The organism is Paenibacillus pabuli (assembly GCF_039831995.1).
GTDB lineage: Bacteria > Bacillota > Bacilli > Paenibacillales > Paenibacillaceae > Paenibacillus > Paenibacillus pabuli_C.
The window spans coordinates 293,325-310,631 of sequence record NZ_JBDOIO010000004.1 but is presented as its reverse complement, the minus strand read 5'-3'; the positions used below and the strand labels follow the sequence as shown (position 1 = coordinate 310,631).

The 17,307-nt window shown below is 50.0% G+C and carries 9 protein-coding genes; all 9 read right to left on the bottom strand.

Going from position 1 to position 17,307, the window contains the following annotated elements; translation table 11 throughout:
* Positions 1-2: 2 nt before the first annotated feature.
* The 9 genes from ABGV42_RS21000 to ABGV42_RS20960 all read right to left on the bottom strand — a co-directional run bounded on the left by ABGV42_RS21000 (position 3) and on the right by ABGV42_RS20960 (position 17,285).
* Positions 3-3,173, bottom strand: a complete 3,171-nt coding sequence (locus ABGV42_RS21000) for a beta-galactosidase (RefSeq protein ID WP_347383522.1) — start codon at positions 3,171-3,173, stop codon at positions 3-5.
* On the bottom strand, positions 3,170-4,489 hold the full coding sequence (locus ABGV42_RS20995; protein ID WP_347383521.1) for a glycoside hydrolase family 125 protein: 1,320 nt from the start codon (positions 4,487-4,489) through the stop codon (positions 3,170-3,172). Before ABGV42_RS20995 ends, ABGV42_RS21000 begins: the two co-directional genes overlap by 4 nt.
* 250 nt (positions 4,490-4,739) lie before the next feature.
* Positions 4,740-7,847 (bottom strand): alpha-mannosidase, encoded by a 3,108-nt coding sequence (locus ABGV42_RS20990; RefSeq protein ID WP_347383520.1) that lies wholly within the window; start codon positions 7,845-7,847, stop codon positions 4,740-4,742.
* A gap of 4 nt (positions 7,848-7,851) precedes the next feature.
* Entirely contained in the window at positions 7,852-10,203 is a 2,352-nt protein-coding gene (locus ABGV42_RS20985) for a glycoside hydrolase family 3 N-terminal domain-containing protein (RefSeq protein WP_347383519.1), read from the bottom strand.
* A gap of 33 nt (positions 10,204-10,236) precedes the next feature.
* Complete coding sequence (locus ABGV42_RS20980; protein WP_217506623.1) at positions 10,237-11,091, bottom strand: carbohydrate ABC transporter permease; 855 nt, start codon at positions 11,089-11,091, stop codon at positions 10,237-10,239.
* Between the two features lie 84 nt (positions 11,092-11,175).
* Positions 11,176-12,105 carry an ABC transporter permease gene (locus tag ABGV42_RS20975; protein ID WP_347383518.1) on the bottom strand — a complete coding sequence of 310 codons (930 nt, stop codon included), beginning with the start codon at positions 12,103-12,105 and terminating at the stop codon, positions 11,176-11,178.
* 79 nt (positions 12,106-12,184) lie between these two features.
* The gene (locus tag ABGV42_RS20970) at positions 12,185-13,657 is read right to left on the bottom strand and encodes an ABC transporter substrate-binding protein (protein WP_347383517.1); all 1,473 of its coding nucleotides are present in this window, start codon (positions 13,655-13,657) and stop codon (positions 12,185-12,187) included.
* Between the two features lie 282 nt (positions 13,658-13,939).
* Complete coding sequence (locus ABGV42_RS20965) at positions 13,940-15,454, bottom strand: response regulator transcription factor (protein WP_347383516.1); 1,515 nt, start codon at positions 15,452-15,454, stop codon at positions 13,940-13,942.
* A gap of 1 nt (position 15,455) precedes the next feature.
* Positions 15,456-17,285 (bottom strand): sensor histidine kinase, encoded by a 1,830-nt coding sequence (locus tag ABGV42_RS20960; RefSeq protein ID WP_431523663.1) that lies wholly within the window; start codon positions 17,283-17,285, stop codon positions 15,456-15,458.
* Positions 17,286-17,307 lie beyond the last annotated feature (22 nt).

The following is a 17,307-nucleotide window of genomic DNA, read 5'->3' as shown; positions in this document are numbered from 1 at the left end:
AGTTAGCCCACCTCTCCATCTTGTTGTACAATCTCAACATCTTCAGGGCGATACACCGTATGCAGTTTTCCTGCAGCATCTGTGGCAAACAGCACGGAGCGATTTTTCTCCAATTGGAATTCATAGGATACGCCAGTGCGGGTATCTCTTACATGAACCTTATGATTGAGTGAAGACTCTGACACAAATACATATAGATTTCCTTTTGGAAAACTCAGCTTCCGGCCATAAATCCCTACGATTTCTCCGCCAGATATCCATTCCAGCTCCTGATAGATACCAGCCGTTTCGGCCGCATAACGATACAGGTCCGCGAGCGGCTCATCCCGTCCGTTAAGCTCGAGGGGCAGCGGGGTCCACATGATTTTCCCTTTTCCCCATGGCACAATAGTCACTTCATCTGGTGTAACCTTATCCCCATGAAGCAAATTCTCCTTTGCCACTTCCGCAATACGGCGTCTTCCATAGGTTACTCGGTGATTCACTCCATTAATATTTAGCAGTTCCTCACGCTGCACGTTACCCAAACTGCGTTTACCCACGATATGATCTGCCCGATCACTTGCCTTCCAGTACGCGTCCAGTCCCAGCGGTCCAGTGATCAGCAGGCATGCACCCTGCTTCTCCGTGAATGCAAGAAGCTGAAGCAATGCCTCCGTATCCATATTATGCGGACTCGGTACGATAATCAGCTTCGGTGGCTGCTGCTCCAGTGCTTCCAAATGATATTCGGATACGGCACGGAACGGCAGTTTCAGATCATAGGACATCACACGCGTAAGCTTGGTTGTTGCATCGTAAGCAAGGGAACGGTTGGAGAAGTCATTGGAGTACGGGAACACCACCGCAATATCCTCCAGCTCGCGATCCTCGAAGAGATCACGCACCTTGTGCATGAATCGGCCAAAATCATAGGATACATCCGCTTCCGGCTTCTCTGTACCATCTGCACGAAGTGCCCCGATATGAGACTCATTGGCATTATCCATATAAAAGTTGGTATTCCAGATCCATTGCACCGCTCCGGCACCACCTGTGGCGAAAGCATAGGCATACTTTCGTTCAAGGATGCTGCGAAGCTCTGCTTCCGTACGCTTGGCACGTCCATCCGGAGTTTCCACATACATGATGCCCGTTTCCTGAATGAGATTCGGTTTATACGGCGTTTTGGTGAAAATGCCGTCCCAGATCAGATCATCGTTTAACCACCAGGAGTGCACGGTTGTATAATCCACTTCGCGTTCATAGAAAAACGGCGAAGGACGCTGTGCACCCAGGGCCTCGTCCTGACCTACGGTAACCAGATGATCCGGCACCAGATCCTTAATCGTACCTACTAGCTCTCTTGCCCAAACATTGTGCATCTCCATCGAGAAGAGACAATAATCGAGCCAGCGGGTTCCTTTTTTCGCTTTGTGCATGTCCTGTACATCAAAGTTAATCTCTTCCGGCTCCGGAATAACTGCAGCTGCAAAGTTTGGAAGCTGCTTCGGTGACATGTTCCATGCTTCTTGCAGCGCTTCAATGGTCTCATGCCGCTGCTGCAGCCAATCGACAAATGCCTGCTGTTCATGCGAATCCCTGGCCGAGCGTGGGCCAGCCGAGAAGATGCGCACCGGATCAAACATGGATGGCTCGTTAATCAGATCCCAATCCACATGGGTGGTATGCGTATGCCGGCTGACAATGCTGCGGATGAAACGCTTCTGTGCCTCGACGCTTTGCGGGTCCAGATAGGGATTCGTGCCTTCCCACGTCTCAGGTGTAAAGGAAAAGAACGTAAACGTGACCTGCAGGCCGTGGCGCTTCGCCGTTAACAGGAAGGCATCAATCGCGCGAAGCACGTCCTCTGCCATATGTCCGTCCACCTGCATCATATTGCGGTAGGCCGTCCAGATCCCGGTCCGAATCCAGTTAATACCGGCCTTCGCCATCTGTGCCATGTCCCGATCCCATACGTCGGCGTTCGGCAGAAACAGGAATTTCCGGGCTACATCGGAGGTCATGTACGTCATGCCTACAACAGGCAGAGGTCGTCCGTCTTTTACAAAATAGTCTCTGCTCCGGGTAATCACTTCCCCTTCAGCAAGCAATGCGTCATCCTGACCCCAGAAACCTTGGCGCAAAATTCGAACTTCCCCGTCAGGTGCTTGCGCACGGCATACGATTCGGTACAGCCCACTTTCTACTGAAGCCGGGAGTGTAAGACGCGCAAACTGCTGCTCTCCCGAAAGCTCCATCTCCAGCTGGTGGCTCCATACCTTCTCAGTCGTAGCGGTTGTCCGATCCTCCCTTTCAACGGTCAGGTCGAACGTCCACAGCTCGGACACCGCACGTCTGTCGCCAGTACGCTGTAAAATCTGACCCTGAAGCGTAAGTACAGCCCGTTCACCTGGTTCATACGTCGCATAGTTGGGTTTCAGGGACAGCTCGGTTACCCCTTTGGCACAGAATTGGGCCCACTTCACAATCTCGTTAGCACCGTCCTGCTCCCAGAATGAGGCGGTCAGCGGCAGATTCACAAACATCCATCGTGAACCGGCAAATGTACTGCGGGAGTTCTCCCACAGGACGGCCGGAGCGGCGATGCTGCGCCCATCCTTGCTCACGCCGCAAAGTAGCGGATAGATCTGCGTGCTCATCGGTCCAGCCGAACCCATCTGGTGAGGCAGATCACTTGATTTGGTGGTATGCGGCACCAGATTCCACGTATCTGCGATTTCAAACAAGTCCTCTTTGCCAGCAAGTAGTGAAATTTGTTCAGATGAAGCGTACGTTTGTACACTCGCTGAAGATACATTTAACGCCTCATGAATATAAAGCTCCTGATGGTATGCGGTCTGCTCTGACTCTACAACCCAAGCTCCGTCCTCATCCCGGACAGGACGCTTGAAGGGAGAACCACCCACACTGATCAGGCTTCCTCCCTGATGCAGGTAGGCTGCAATTGCAGTCCAGGCGAATTTTGGAAAGTAGGGTGCGTGCAGATTCACCAAACAACCCTCACCTGCTGCTGCATTCAACACCTCAGCCAGTTCGCCTGCGCTTGCAACGATGATCTCATTGGACCCTTGCCAAGTATCCAGAGCCTGGTGTGATGGCCGCTGGCTTTCTACTGGAAAATCGGGATCAGCGAAGATAATCAGCTTGTTTCCCTTCACATGTGTGCTCATAACAGGCCATCCTTCATGGATTTATAGACCAACTGGGAGAACAGGCTGTTGGACCATGCAAACCATTTTCTCGTAAAAATCGTTGGATCATCCGCATGGAAACCTTCATGCATATAACCTGTATCCGCATCTGTTGCTTCCAGCATACGAATGATTTCCAGCTTCTCCTCGGCGGATTGTGCCGTCAGTCCCTGCATGGATAAGCCCATATGCCAGATGTAATCCTGTGGCGTGTGCGGGCTGCCGATGCCTTTCGCAACCTTGCCCTCATAATAGAACGGGTTCTCTTTGCTCAGGGCAAATCGGCGGGTATTTTGATAGATCGGATCATCTGCAGTAACGTAACCCAGATATGGAATTGACATCAGTCCCGGTGTACCGGCATCATCCATGAGACAGTAGTTACCGTACCCATCCGTCTCGTACGCATAGATAGGGCCAAATTCCGGATGACGATAGATGCCGTACAACTGAATGCCGTGATCCACGTCCTGCTCCAGATCCTTAAGCTCCTGCAGCAGTGCCATATCCCGGAACACCCACTCGGCAAACTCCTGCATCTGGCGCAAAGCGACAACTGCAAACATGTTGCCTGGGATGTTGTAGTGAAAATCGCACACATCGTCGCTGGAACGGAAGCCGGACCAGATCATGCCTGTATAATTGACCGGCATGCCTTTCCCATGATTACGCAGAGAATCTGTAGGAATGCCGTTATTGCGCGTGAAGCGATATGGAGATTGTTCCATGTGATGCTGTTCCACTTTGAACAGATCCACGATTTTGCGCATGGCTGCCTTGAAGCTGGAATCAAAAATGTCGGTCAGCTCCGTTTCCTTCCAATATAAGTAGGCGAGCCGCACAACAAAGCACAGCGAATCAATCTCAAATTTGCGTTCCCATACCCAAGGCGACATGTCGGTCTCATCCGTTGTGTTCCAATGCCAGTCATTGGCTGTCTCATTGAAGGCATTGGCATACGGATCAATATGAACATACTGGATATGGCGCTTGATCAGCCCGCCGATGATCCGCTGCAGGTCCTCATCTTCCTTCGCAAACGGAATGTAGTGCACCACCTGCTCCACGGAATCACGCAGCCATGAGGCCGGAATGTCTCCGGTGATGACAAAAGTCGTGCCATCGTCCATCAGTTTCGTTGTCGTTTCGATCGTATTGGGGAAACAGTTCTTGAATAACTGAAGCAGCTTCGGTCTGTGAGCCAGCTTCTGTTCCGCTTCTTCGAGCACTGCCTGAATGGATTGCGGCACAGCAACAGGCGGCATTGGTATTTTGGGTAATCTGAATTGTTCCATGGATGAGTGCAACTCCTTAAACGTATTGAATGGTGTAGCTATTTAGGATAAAACATCAATTTTACACTGGACCACTGCGCGTCAGAAATATCCTCCGATCGCTGTTATCCCCAGATTTTTTGAATTCCCTTCTTCAAAGGGAAAACCCGGGGATAAAGGCGAACGCTTCGCTTCTTCGGATCCTTTCTGCCTCTCCGTTATCGTGTAAATACGTTACTCCTATATAGCTCAAGGAATATATCAAAAAGGTTTACCGCAGCAGCACGGTTTTGATTTCGTAAGGTTTAAAAGATAATGTAATCTGACCATTGCTGCTGTCCAGAGGCTCTCCCGCTTCTTCCAACGCATTGGAGAGGTACGCCTGTTCAAATGCATGCGGCCATTGCAGGGTTACCTGTTCGCGCTTGCCTGAAGATTCATAGAAACGAAGTATCGTGCCGTGTCCGTCTTCGGCCGGCTTAACCGTATCCAGTACAACATGGCTGCTATCAAAATTGATCCATGCCCCTGTTGCCGGACGTCTGCCTGCGCTTTGCTCCGCATGCTGCACGGTTACCTCATGATTCAGCTCTGCAGCATGACGTACCGTGTGTGCTTTACGCCAGTCCCCTTCATGCGGATACAGGGAATACGTGAATTCATGTTCGCCCAGATCAGCCGTACGGTCCGGCCATTTCGGTGCACGAAGCAGGGATAAACGGATGGTGCTTCCCTGTACGTCATAGCCGTATTTGCAGTCATTGAGCAAGCTCACGCCGTATCCGTATTCGGATACATCCGCGAACCGGTGACCACAGACTTCATACTGGGCCTGTTCCCAACTGGTGTTACGGTGCGTTGGCCGCTCCAATGCGCCAAAGGGAATTTCGTAGGTCGCTTTGGAAGTCACGACATCGATTGGAAAACCGACTTTTAGAAGCTTGTGATTTTCGTTCCAGCTCACCTGTGTCTGGAAGTCGATCCGCCGTGACTCATGGTAGAAGACGATATCTTGTGTAATTACCGATTGGTGGAGTTTCCAGCGGAAACGCAGTACATCCTTCGTTGTACCAGCCAGCACCAGTTTTTTCTCCAATAGCTCCACTTCCCCGGCAACCTGCTCTTCATAACGGCTGTCGATATCCCATGCATCCCAGAGCGTTGGACGGTCGTGGAAAAAGTGGAATTGGTTGCCCCGTTCACCCGGCTTCAGCATTTCCCGCTCTGCTGCCTTATCCCACAGACGAGTAATCTCACCTCGTTCGTTAAACTCTGCATGATAGAACGCGGTATCCCATGTATCGTTAAAGGCTGGTTGACCGGTAAAGCTGATCACTTCTCGTACATTCGTTTCCCTCATGTTTTCAGGTACCAGCCAAATCGTCTTATACCCTAATGCCGGAATGTCGTTCACAAGAATCGAAATCGTGTGATCCTCCCGATCCAGTCTCAGGCGCTGACCCTCTTCATCTATCGCGTAACGCTCCAAGCCATCGTGCACGGGGAGCTGAACGACAGTACTACGCTTCCAGCCGAGGCTGTTGAACACCACATAGGCCTCTGAACCCTCGGGCCCCTGTGTATTAATGCCCGCCGTCAATGCCTCAACGCCTTGGTTCAGCCCTGCTCTACCTAACTCGAAAACCCGTACATATTCCTCATCCGAAGTCACGTAGGACTCCGTAATCGCAGATCCTGGAATAATATCGTGGAATTGATTCAGCAAAATCAGCTTCCAGCCCTCATGCAGTGCGGAACGCACTTCCTTTTCCGCCTGAGTCTCCATGTCCGGCAGAGCGAGAGTGTTCCACAGCTCGGCTTCACGATACAGAACCTCTGCTTTGCGATTATTCCGCTTGTTGCGTGCATGTGTCGTATATGTGCCTCGATGCAGTTCCAGGTACAGATCACCGTGCCATTCAGGAAGTTTAGGTTGCTCTGCTTCAATGCCTGCAAAAAAAGCTGCTGCTGTACTGTAGCGACTAGCAGGCTGTCCTACCATCAGGTCTGCGCGATCCACATATTCCAGCATCTCGCGGGTTACCCCGCCGCCGCCATCACCATGTCCATACAGGAGCATGTGCTCGGGGTGTGCTGCTTTCTCACGGTAGGACTGCCAGTGATCATGAATATCCTTCGGTAAGGTGTGTTCGTTGACACCATGGTTGAGGTAGGACAGGATCGGTGTACCGTCAATGCCAACCCAGTGAAAGAGATCGTATGGGAATACATTGGTATCGTTCCATCCCAGCTTCGTCGTCATGAAATATTCTACATTACCATGCTTCAAAATCTGGGGCAGGGAGGCACAGTACCCGAATGTATCCGGCAGCCATTCAATCTGGGATGTCTTACCGAACTCCTCCATGTAAAAACGCTGGCCATATAACATTTGGCGAATCAGGGACTCCCCGCTCGGAATGTTCAGATCCGGCTCAACCCACATGCCGCCAACCAGTTCCCAGCGTCCTTCTGCAATGCGCTGCTTCACCCGTGCATACAATTCGGGATCATGTTCCTTCAGAAAGGCATACAGCAAAGGTTGGCTCTGGGAGTACACATAATCGGGATATTCGTTCATTAGTGCATCCACGGTTGAGAATGTACGACTTGTCTTGCGAACCGTCTCCCGTACAGGCCACAGCCAGGCAATATCGATGTGGGACTGTCCCACCATATGTTCAAGACCTTCGGCGTTACCACCAATCTCCCGTACTTGATTCGCTAAACTCTCTTCAATCTGGCGAATGCCTTCCCCCTGCTTAATCTCTTCATCTGTGAGGCCGACAAATTGATCCATTGCACGATAGATGGCTTCCAGCAGGCGTACACGTCGGAAGTCGCTTTCGGGCAGCAGTACAGCCGAATCCCGTACAATGATGAGCGTATACATCAGGCTGCGAACCGCCTCGTTCGGTCTCACCAACAAACTAGTGATTGATGTGATTGGCGGCTGAATTACGGCCTGCTGGTTCAACGGATCAACAGGCTCAGGTACCGGATCGAACAGTTCGATTTCAAGTTCAGGATGGATTCCAATGCTGGATGGGTCAAGCGTAACGTACGTATGATTGCGATCCAGACCCTGATAGGAACGGCCATTCACCCGCAGCAATCCTTCTCCTCCCGATTGAAACAACAGTCCGAATGGCGCATGCTGCCAGGAAGAGGGGACCTCCAGACGGGTCCGAAAGAAGTATGTGGTTCCCTGCGTGCTTGGAAAACGATCCAGGCCTTCTCCCTCCGGATAAGGCCCTTGAGTCTCATATTTTCCCGGCACGTCATAATAAGCACGGGTGATGTTCCAGCTGCGAAGCTCCATTTGCTCCAGCCACTGATGTTCGGACAATTCGCGAATAAATCGTCTAATACGTTCCAATGTTTTACGCCTCCCTTACTGTCAGCTCGGCCACTTGCGTATCGTTCACGCTGCCACCGATATGAATACGGAATAGTCCCGGTTCAACAACAGGCTTCAGATGCCGTCCGATATATTGCAGCTGCTCCGCACCAACCCGGAATTCAATCGTTTGTGTCTCACCAGGCTCCAAGTTTACTTTCGTAAATCCCTTCAGTTCCTTGGCAGGACGAGTCATTTGGCTAACCACGTCGGTGACATACATCTGCACTACTTCCGCGCCCTTACAAGGGCCCGTATTAGTTACATTGACCGATACCGTAACTGATTCGCCAGCGGTCATGGATGCCCTGCTGAGTTCCGGCTCGCTATATTCAAAAGTGGTGTAGCTAAGTCCGTATCCGAATGAATAACGAGGCTCCAGATCCTCTTCGAGATAACGCTTGCCCCGGGAACGTTTGCCGTTGTAGTAGATGGGTAACTGACCGACATGCTTCGGAATGGAGATCGTCAATTTGCCTGATGGATTCACATCGCCAAACAGAATGTCTGCAATGGCATGCCCGCCCTCTTGACCCGGGTACCATGCCTCCAGAATGGCATCGGCATGTTCATCCACCCAAGGTTCAGTGATGGGGCGGCCGTTGATGTAGACAACGATCAGCTTTTTGCCAAGCTTGTGGATTTCCTGAATGAGTTCCAGCTGTACTCCTGCAAGCCCTAATGTCATACGGTCGATGCCTTCTCCGCACTCCATATCGTTCCAGGAATGATCCGACACATTGGATGCGCCTGTCTTCAGATCGATTGTTCCTTCCCCAAAATCACGGGCACTTGAGCCGCCAACCACCATGATGATCGTATCTGCCTTGCCGGCAATCTCGATGGCATGCTCGAAGCCTTCTCTGGAATCGCCTTTAATTCGGCAACCTGGCGCGTAGAGTACCTGTTCCGGTTGACTGGACGGATTGGCTCCAGATGTTCCATCCACACGTACAGCTTCGATGCTTGCAAGCTTACAGCGGATACCATCCAGTACCGTTGCCACTTTGGATTTGGGTTGCGGTGACGTGTAATCCCCCAGCTGATTGTAGGCATGATCCGCATTCGGTCCGATTACGGCAATTCGCCCAGCCCCTGCTTTGGATAGCGGGAGCGCGGCTGCCTCATTTTTGAGCAAAACTACTCCTTCTGCGGCCAATTGACGCGCCAGCTGGATATGCTGCTCACTGCCAATCACTTCTGCTGCCCGGTCGGGATCCACGTAAGGCTGCTCAAACAGTCCCAGTTTAAATTTCAATGCCAGTACGCGGCTGACAGCCCGGTCCAAAACCTGCACATCGAGCTTTCCCTCTGAAACAGCCTGCACCAGATACTGTCCAAACATCTCACCGGACATTTCCATATCGATGCCTGCCTGAATGGCCTGGATGGATGCATCCAGCCCATCTGCTGCGACATCATGTCCGCCTGCCAGCATGTTGATTGCGCCACAGTCCGTAATGACCAGACCCTCAAAGCCCCAGTCCTGGCGTAAAACATGATCCAGCAATTCCGTATTCACCGTACAAGGCGTGCCATCAATCTCGTTATACGCCGGCATGATGGATGCTGCCCCCGCTTCCACCGCTTTTCGGAATGGATACAGATCCACTTCCATCAGTTCACGCCAGCCCATGTGTACAGGTCCTGCATTGCGTCCGCCTTCCGAGCTGCCGTAACCGACAAAATGCTTCAGCGTCGCAGCTACCGTATCCTCCCGGTCAAAGCGATCCCCCTGAAGTCCCTCGACAGAAGCCACCGCCAGTTCCCCAATGAGATACGGATCCTCGCCAAAACATTCCTCGGTACGTCCCCAGCGCGGATCACGCACGACATCCAGTACCGGAGAATACGTAACCGCTCCACCTTGGGCACGCGTTTCCCTGGCTACGGCCCGGCACATCTCCCGGTATAGGTCCACATTCCAGGTGCTGCCGAGCAACAGCGGTACCGGATATACCGTTCCGTCAATGGCCATATGGCCGTGAGAGCACTCCTCCCCAATCAGGATCGGAATCCCCAGTCGGGAATGCTCCACTGCATGACGCTGAATCAGGTTAACGGCTTCCGCACCTTCTCTCGCGGATAGACCATTTTCAAGTGTAACGCCAGTCCAGGGATCGGCCCGAAGCGCACCATAGAGAGAGCCGACGCCGCCATTCTCCACCTGCTCTTTGAAGGAATCACTCAGCGTGATGTTTCCCTCGTCATTCGTATAGGTCTGCCAGCCAAATGGCTGAATGAGTTGGCCTACTTTTTCTTCCGTAGTCATCAGGCTCAGCAACTGCTGAACCCGTTCCTCTACGGGTTTGTTCTTGTCCTTGTACGTCATCATCCTGAAACTCTCCCATCCTATAGAGTGATCCGGCTACTCTTTCACCGCTCCCACCGTCAGACCTTGTACGAAATAGCGTTGGAAGAACGGATAAGCAAATATAATCGGCAGCGTTGCAAGCACGACCATCGCCATCCGGGAAGTATCCTGCGGAATGGACTGCATGGCTGCCAGACTCATGGAACTGTTGGCGGAGTTCTGCTGAATAAACTGGATGCTGGACTCGATCCGCATCAGCATGGATTGCAGCGGTACCAGGTTGGGATTATCAATGTATAAGAGTGCGTTGAACCAGTCGTTCCAGTAACCGAGCGTACTGAACAATCCGATGGTTGCGAGCCCCGGCAGGGACAATGGAATTACGATTTTCATAAAGGTATAAAACTCTCCGGCGCCATCAATTCTCGCGGATTCGATGACCGCATCCGGCACACTGGTGGAATAGAACGTACGCAGAATCATAATATAGAAGGCATTCATCGCCAGCGGCAGAATCAGTGCCCATACGGTATCTTTCAATCCAAGCAGCTGGGATACGACCATATAGGTCGGGATCATCCCGCCGTTGAACAACATGGTCAAAATGGCAAACACGGAGAAAAATCTTCGATATCGGAAGCTCTTGCGGGAAATGGCATATGCATACAGGGACATGAGGATCAAACTGATGATCGTCCCGAGTACCGTAACCAGAATAGTAACTCCATACGCACGCAGCAGGGTGTCTCCGCTCTGCCAGACAAATTGATATGCTGCAAGACTCCATTCCGCGGGAATCAGGCGGTACCCATCACGGGCCAATGCCTTTTCGTCCGTAAACGAGATGATGACGACAAATATAAATGGAAATACACAGATCAGAGCGAATAGACCGGCCATGATATTCATGATGATGTTCCAGCCGCTGGATACATGATGGAAATCGCGTTTTTTTACGAGTTGAGCCACAGTGGTTCACTCCTTTCCCTTGTCCTAGAATAAGCTGCTATCTTTATCGATCTTGCGTACTACATAGTTGGAGATGATAACCAGTACAAAGCCCACGACCGATTGATACAATCCGGCAGCGGTACTCATGCCAATCTCACCGCTCGTTTTCAAGCCGCGATAGACATACGTGTCAATGACATTCGTAACGGAATAGAGCGTCCCCGAATCCCTCGGTACCTGATAGAAGAGACCAAAGTCAGCATAGAAGATCCGGCCCACAGCCAGAAGTGTCATAATCGTGATGATTGGTGATAGCAATGGGATCGTAATGTTGCGGATTTGCTGCCATTTGCTCGCACCGTCAATCATGGCCGCTTCATAGAGCGAACGGTCAATGCCCAGAATGGATGCCAGATAGACGATACTGTTGTAACCAATCGTTTTCCAGAGTGCAACGAATATCAGAATGTACGGCCAATACTTGGCTTCCGAATACCACTGAATGGGTTCCATCCCGAACCAGCCGATGATCTGATTCAACATTCCCCGGTCCATGCTCAGGAAACTGAACACAAAGTAACCTACAATGACCCAGGAGAGGAAGTACGGGAGAAACATCCCCGTTTGATATAGTTTAGCGAGCCGTTTATTAATAAGCTCTGAGAGTAAAATGGCCAAACCTACGGCGAACACGAGCCCCAGGAAAATGATGGCGATGTTGTATAGAAGCGTATTTCGGGTAATCAGCAGCGCGTCATTGGTGCTGAACAGGAATTTGAAATTGTCCCAGCCCACCCACTCGCTCTTCGCAAGACTGGCCCAGAATCCTTCACGGCTAAAGCGATATTCCTTGAATGCCGCTACAGTGCCCACCAGAGGCAGATAAGAGAAGAAGAAAAACCAAATGGCGCCAGGCAGCACCATGAACAGCATGACTCGGTTTTTTATCAGATTTTTCAAAAATGCAGTCATTGGGATATCCTCCTTCAGGCTTGAATGAAAAAAAAGAATCGGACGCTACATGCAGCCGCCCGATCCTACGAATGTAACCTTACTTATTTTCCGCTCTCCAGGCATCAAGCTGGCTTTGGGCTTCAGCCATTACCTTCTCAAGACCGGCTTGATTGAACTTCTCAATGACCTGATCCAAGTTGGTCGCCGGGTCCAGCGTACCAGTCATCAATGCGGCCCAGTATTGTTCTTTCACGTTTTGTACAGCTGTCAATTCAGCAGAAACGTTGCTTGCATCAAAGTTGAAGCTGAGGATTGGAGAATTCACGCCTTCAGCATTAAATTTCTTGAACTCATCCCATTTGTTATCCGGATCGTTGTTGTTCAGATAGAGCAGCATGTTGTTACCGAGGGAATACGATGGCATATCGTAGTTCTTCGATTCCGGCAAGTTTTCCATGTGTGTGTCGTCCACTTTTTTGTAGTGCGTGCCCTCGATACCGGAGTCCACCATGTTGCGCAGCACCGGATCGGTATTGAGCAGGTTTAGGAATTCCATAGCTTTTTCCGGATACTCGGAGTTGGCAGAGATCGCCATGATGGATCCTTGTACGGAAGTGTTTGTGATGATGGCATCACTTGCCGGTGTAGAAACGACAGGGTATCCATAACTTGCAGACCATTGATTGTCAGCCAGTGGTTGTGTCTGTGCACGATCCAGGAACCAGTTGCCCGATGTCGTCAGGTCATTGGTTGATCCCGTTGTTGCCGCCTCAGCAGACACATAGCCAGCTTTGTAATATTTGTTCATCGTTGTGAGCGCTTCCTTCATTTCAGGAGTCTCCAGGATGTTCACGAGTTTGTAATCCGTTGTGTCAAGTTTGATTGCCATGGGCAAATTTTGAATGACATAGTCATAAGGAACGTAAGGAACATAGTTTTTATCCATTGCAAATGGCGTCACGCTTGGCTCATTTTCCTTGATTGTTTTGAGCAAAGGTTCGAGGCTATCCAAGGTGCGGATATTGGAGATGTCCAGCTTGTATTTATCGAGCAGCGTTTTGTTGAAACGCCATACCTCCTGCTGCGGCAGCTCCTTGTTGGCTGGAATACCGTAGTTATGACCATCCACTTTGGAACCGCTGAGGAATGCCGGATCGATTGTTTCGCTTAGCTCCTTGCCGTATTCCGGAAGCAGTTCATCCAGCTCCATAAATGCGCCTTTTCTGGCATTCTGTACATAGTCGAATCCGCCCGAAGAAGTGAACAGAATATCCATGGGCTCACCTGAAGCCACATTGACCTGCATCTTTTGAGGGTAGTCACCCCAATCGACCATTTTCATCGTTACGGTTGCATTGATTTTTTCCTTGGTATACTTGCTGACTTCTTCCATGACCTTGTTCACATCTTTTTGCGGGGTACCGATGGTGTACCAGATCAATTCGACTGAATCATCTCCAGCCCCGCCGGATTCCGAAGCACTCTCGCTTCCACCACAGGCACTCAATACAAGTGTAACGGCCATTAATAATGCCAGGACGAGAGAAAAACTTTTTCTTTTTTTAAGCATTGTTAGATCCTCCCTTTTCGTTTTCCCTTAAGCACTAACGAACTAACTGCTATAACCTTATCGAATGAAAGCATTTTCAAAAAGAAGATAAACTTAAGTTTTCGAGGTACAAATTAAAGAGATATTCTCCCTGACTCTTGTTTTTGTCACTGATTTAATAAATCGCTTACATGAAAGAGACATACCGGGTAACATCTGGCACCGAACTCTTCGCATGCCAATGCTGTTCCCGATATGTCTCTTATACGTTGAGGCAGCAGATCGAATTTCCCAGTTACCGAATTAACTATAAACCTTGAAATCGGTCGGTGAAATGCCTACATATTTGCGGAATTGTTTATAAAAATACCCCGTCTCCCAATATCCAACGTTTCTTGCGATCTCATGCACCTTCAGATTGGAGCTGCGCAGCAGTTCCTTGGCGCGCTCGATCCGGTATTTATTGATGTACTCGGCAAAAGTCTCTCCCGTCTCCTTGTGGAACAGTTGTCCAAGATACACGGGATGCAGATGATAATGTGCCCCAAGCAGCTTCAGGGAAAGCTCTTCTGCGTAATGCTTGTCGATATGCTGAAGCACTTGGCTCACGATCGGATTTTTCAGATCCTGCAGCAGAGATTCAATCGTCTCGCTCCCCACTTGCTGAAGGGCCTGCACCAGTTCCGCAAAGGTACTGCTGCCCAGTACCCGCCTTAGTCCCTTTTGGTAAATGACAGACTCGTCCGTATGCTTGATGCTCTCCAGTTCCATCTTGAAGCGAATTACCAATTCGAGTGCCGTATGCTGCAGTTCCACAGGGGTCATTCCGTCGCGATACTGTTCAAAATCCGTTTGGATTCGCTCCGCAAGCTGTTCGGTATTGCGAGATAACATCAGCTTGGCGTATTCCTTCCAGTCGAAGGAAAAACGACTGCCAGCACTGCTTCCCGTTTCAAGAATCGCATGATCGATCACCTTCAGATCAGGGTAGATCATCACATACTGCAGAGCCCGCTTGGCTTCTTTGTAACTCGCGGGAGCCTTATGGATCCCCTGGGCCATGCTCCCCACACCAATATAAACCGACGGGTGCGCTTCTGCGGTCTGCCTGGATAAAGATGTAACGCAATCCATGAACATCTGTCTATCCACCTGCTGCTCGTCCAAACTCGCAATCATAACGATATCGCCATCCAAATCATGGAAAGTACTCACATAAGGCTTGTCTACAAGTAAACGCTGCACTTGTTCAAATATGCCCGGCTCTTCTCCTTTCGTACGAAGAATGGCAATGCCATAGCAAGGCCCATCCAGTGTAAGATTCATGAACAGAGAACGCTCCTCGAATTCTGCCGTTGCGATCTGCCCCGTCAACCATCGATGGAGAATGTTGTCCTTCAGAATTTGAATACCGTAGGCATCATAACTTGTTTTGGCTGGCACTTGATCCAGCTTGGAGGCCGTGTTGCGCAGCGTTGATTCCAGCTCCTCCACATTGATCGGCTTGAGCAGATAATTTTCGATCCCCAGCTGCATGGCTTCTTTCAAGTATTCGAACTCATTGAATCCGCTGAGAATAATCACTTTAAGGTCAGGCTGGACACGCCTTGCTTCCCGAATCAGATCCAATCCATTCATAATGGGCATTGAAATATCCGTGATCAGAATGTCGACAGGTTGGGCAGACAGAGCTCGGAGCGCCGCCTGGCCATTGCCGGCATGGTTTACAATTTCCATTCCAAACGAGGACCAATCCACAATCTCGTATAACCCTTCAATGATGAACGGCTCATCGTCCACAATAAATACGTTGTACATGCTAAACACCTGTCCCTTCCGTATGAGGATAACGCACCCTGATCAGCGTTCCTTCTCCAAGCGTACTCTCTATCGTTATTCCAAACTCCGGTCCATACAGGTAGCGCAGACGACTGTGCACACTGCGCAGCCCAAACATTTGTCCCGATTCCTCCGGACGCTCGAGCTCTTCACGAATTTCAGTCAATCTGGCAGGAGCAATGCCTTTGCCATTATCTCTGACTTCCACCTGCAGCACATCACCAAGCTCTTCCACCACAATGGACAACTTGTTATCCGAGCGTTCCGTCTGGATTCCGTGCACGACATAGTTTTCAATGATCGGCTGCAGTGACAGCTTGACCACAGGATGTTGATTGTGCACAGGATCCAATTGAATGGTATAGGTGAAGATATCCTTGTAACGGATTCGAAAGAGCTCCAGATATAGACGACAAGCCTCCATCTCATCCTTCAATGTATAGTTTTTCTTCTGCTGAACAAGGCTCTTGAACAGCACGGATAAACTGTAGATCATCTCACCAACATCCCTTGCCCCCTGGGAAATGGCTCTCATTCGTATCACTTCAAGCGTGTTATAGAGAAAATGAGGATTGATTCTGGCCTGAAGAGCAACCAGCTCTGTCTCCTTTTGTTTGATCTCGGCTTTGTACACCCGCTCAATATACAAATTCAGTTCATCCAGCATATCGTTAAAGCTGTGCGAGATCTGTCCAAGCTCATCGTCACGGGTGTCTTCAATACGCGCACTGAGATTGCCATACTTCACCTTCTGGGTGAATCGGATAATTCTCCGGGTTCGCTTGGCAAAGTTAATGATAAAAAACGCCGGAACAAGCACGGCAAACAGGGTACATACGGTGCTGATCGTAATAATCGTATTCCGAATACCCGAATAAGCCTCAGCCATCTCCTTCACAGGAACCGTGGCTACAATCACATAACCCTGGTCTGCCGAGACAAACTTGTTTACATACATGTTCTTTTCCATTTTCATCGAGTCCATGTCGGTCTGGTCGAACAGCGAGTCCGCCACTTCAACATAAGGATATTTCTTGCCGTAATAGTTGCTGCTGGAGTCGAATAAAACGGTACCTTTTGCCGACAGTACCACAATCTCTCCTTTAAAGTTACTCTCATAACTATCCAGCGCGTTACCAATGCCTGCAGAGTCAAAAAATACGAGGAATTGGCCCAGATTCCGCAGCGTCTGTGTATTGTTGATGGGAACACGAATCGCGTACAGGTCCGGGCTCCATTCATTAATCTCTTTGCGAATCCAGTAGTTGGGTGCACTGATATTAGGTGTCTCCATGGCCATCACGTCAGGAATATAGGAATGGGCAGCATTGGTGTCCAGCTTCTTGAATTGCCTATTGGGGCTGAACATGGACATGTCCTGGCGCTCTGCACTATATAACATCAACTGATGGATATCCGCATTTCGATCCATAATGTTCTGGAAATGTTTCAGTACATCGGCGGAATAGTCATCCTGATTGGCATAATATCCGTTCGTCAGATGCTGGACATAATCCGCATAGGTATGGCTCATCAGATAGGAGATATTGGCCGACAGTGCCTCATTTTGATGCATATCTCTCACCATATTTTGCACCGACTCATACTGCTGATGAATATATCGGTCCACGCTTTCCATCGCTGCCTTTTGGATAGCCAGTTCACGGCGGATCGTGGAGTCGGACACCGATAAGAAAATGATATACGACAATGTAATAATCGTCACAATCGAAATCATCGAGAAAATAAGCAGCATTTTCATAAACATATTATTTTTGAAGAAATTATTGTAAACGCTAACAATTTTCAAATCGCAAGTTCCCCCCGATGCG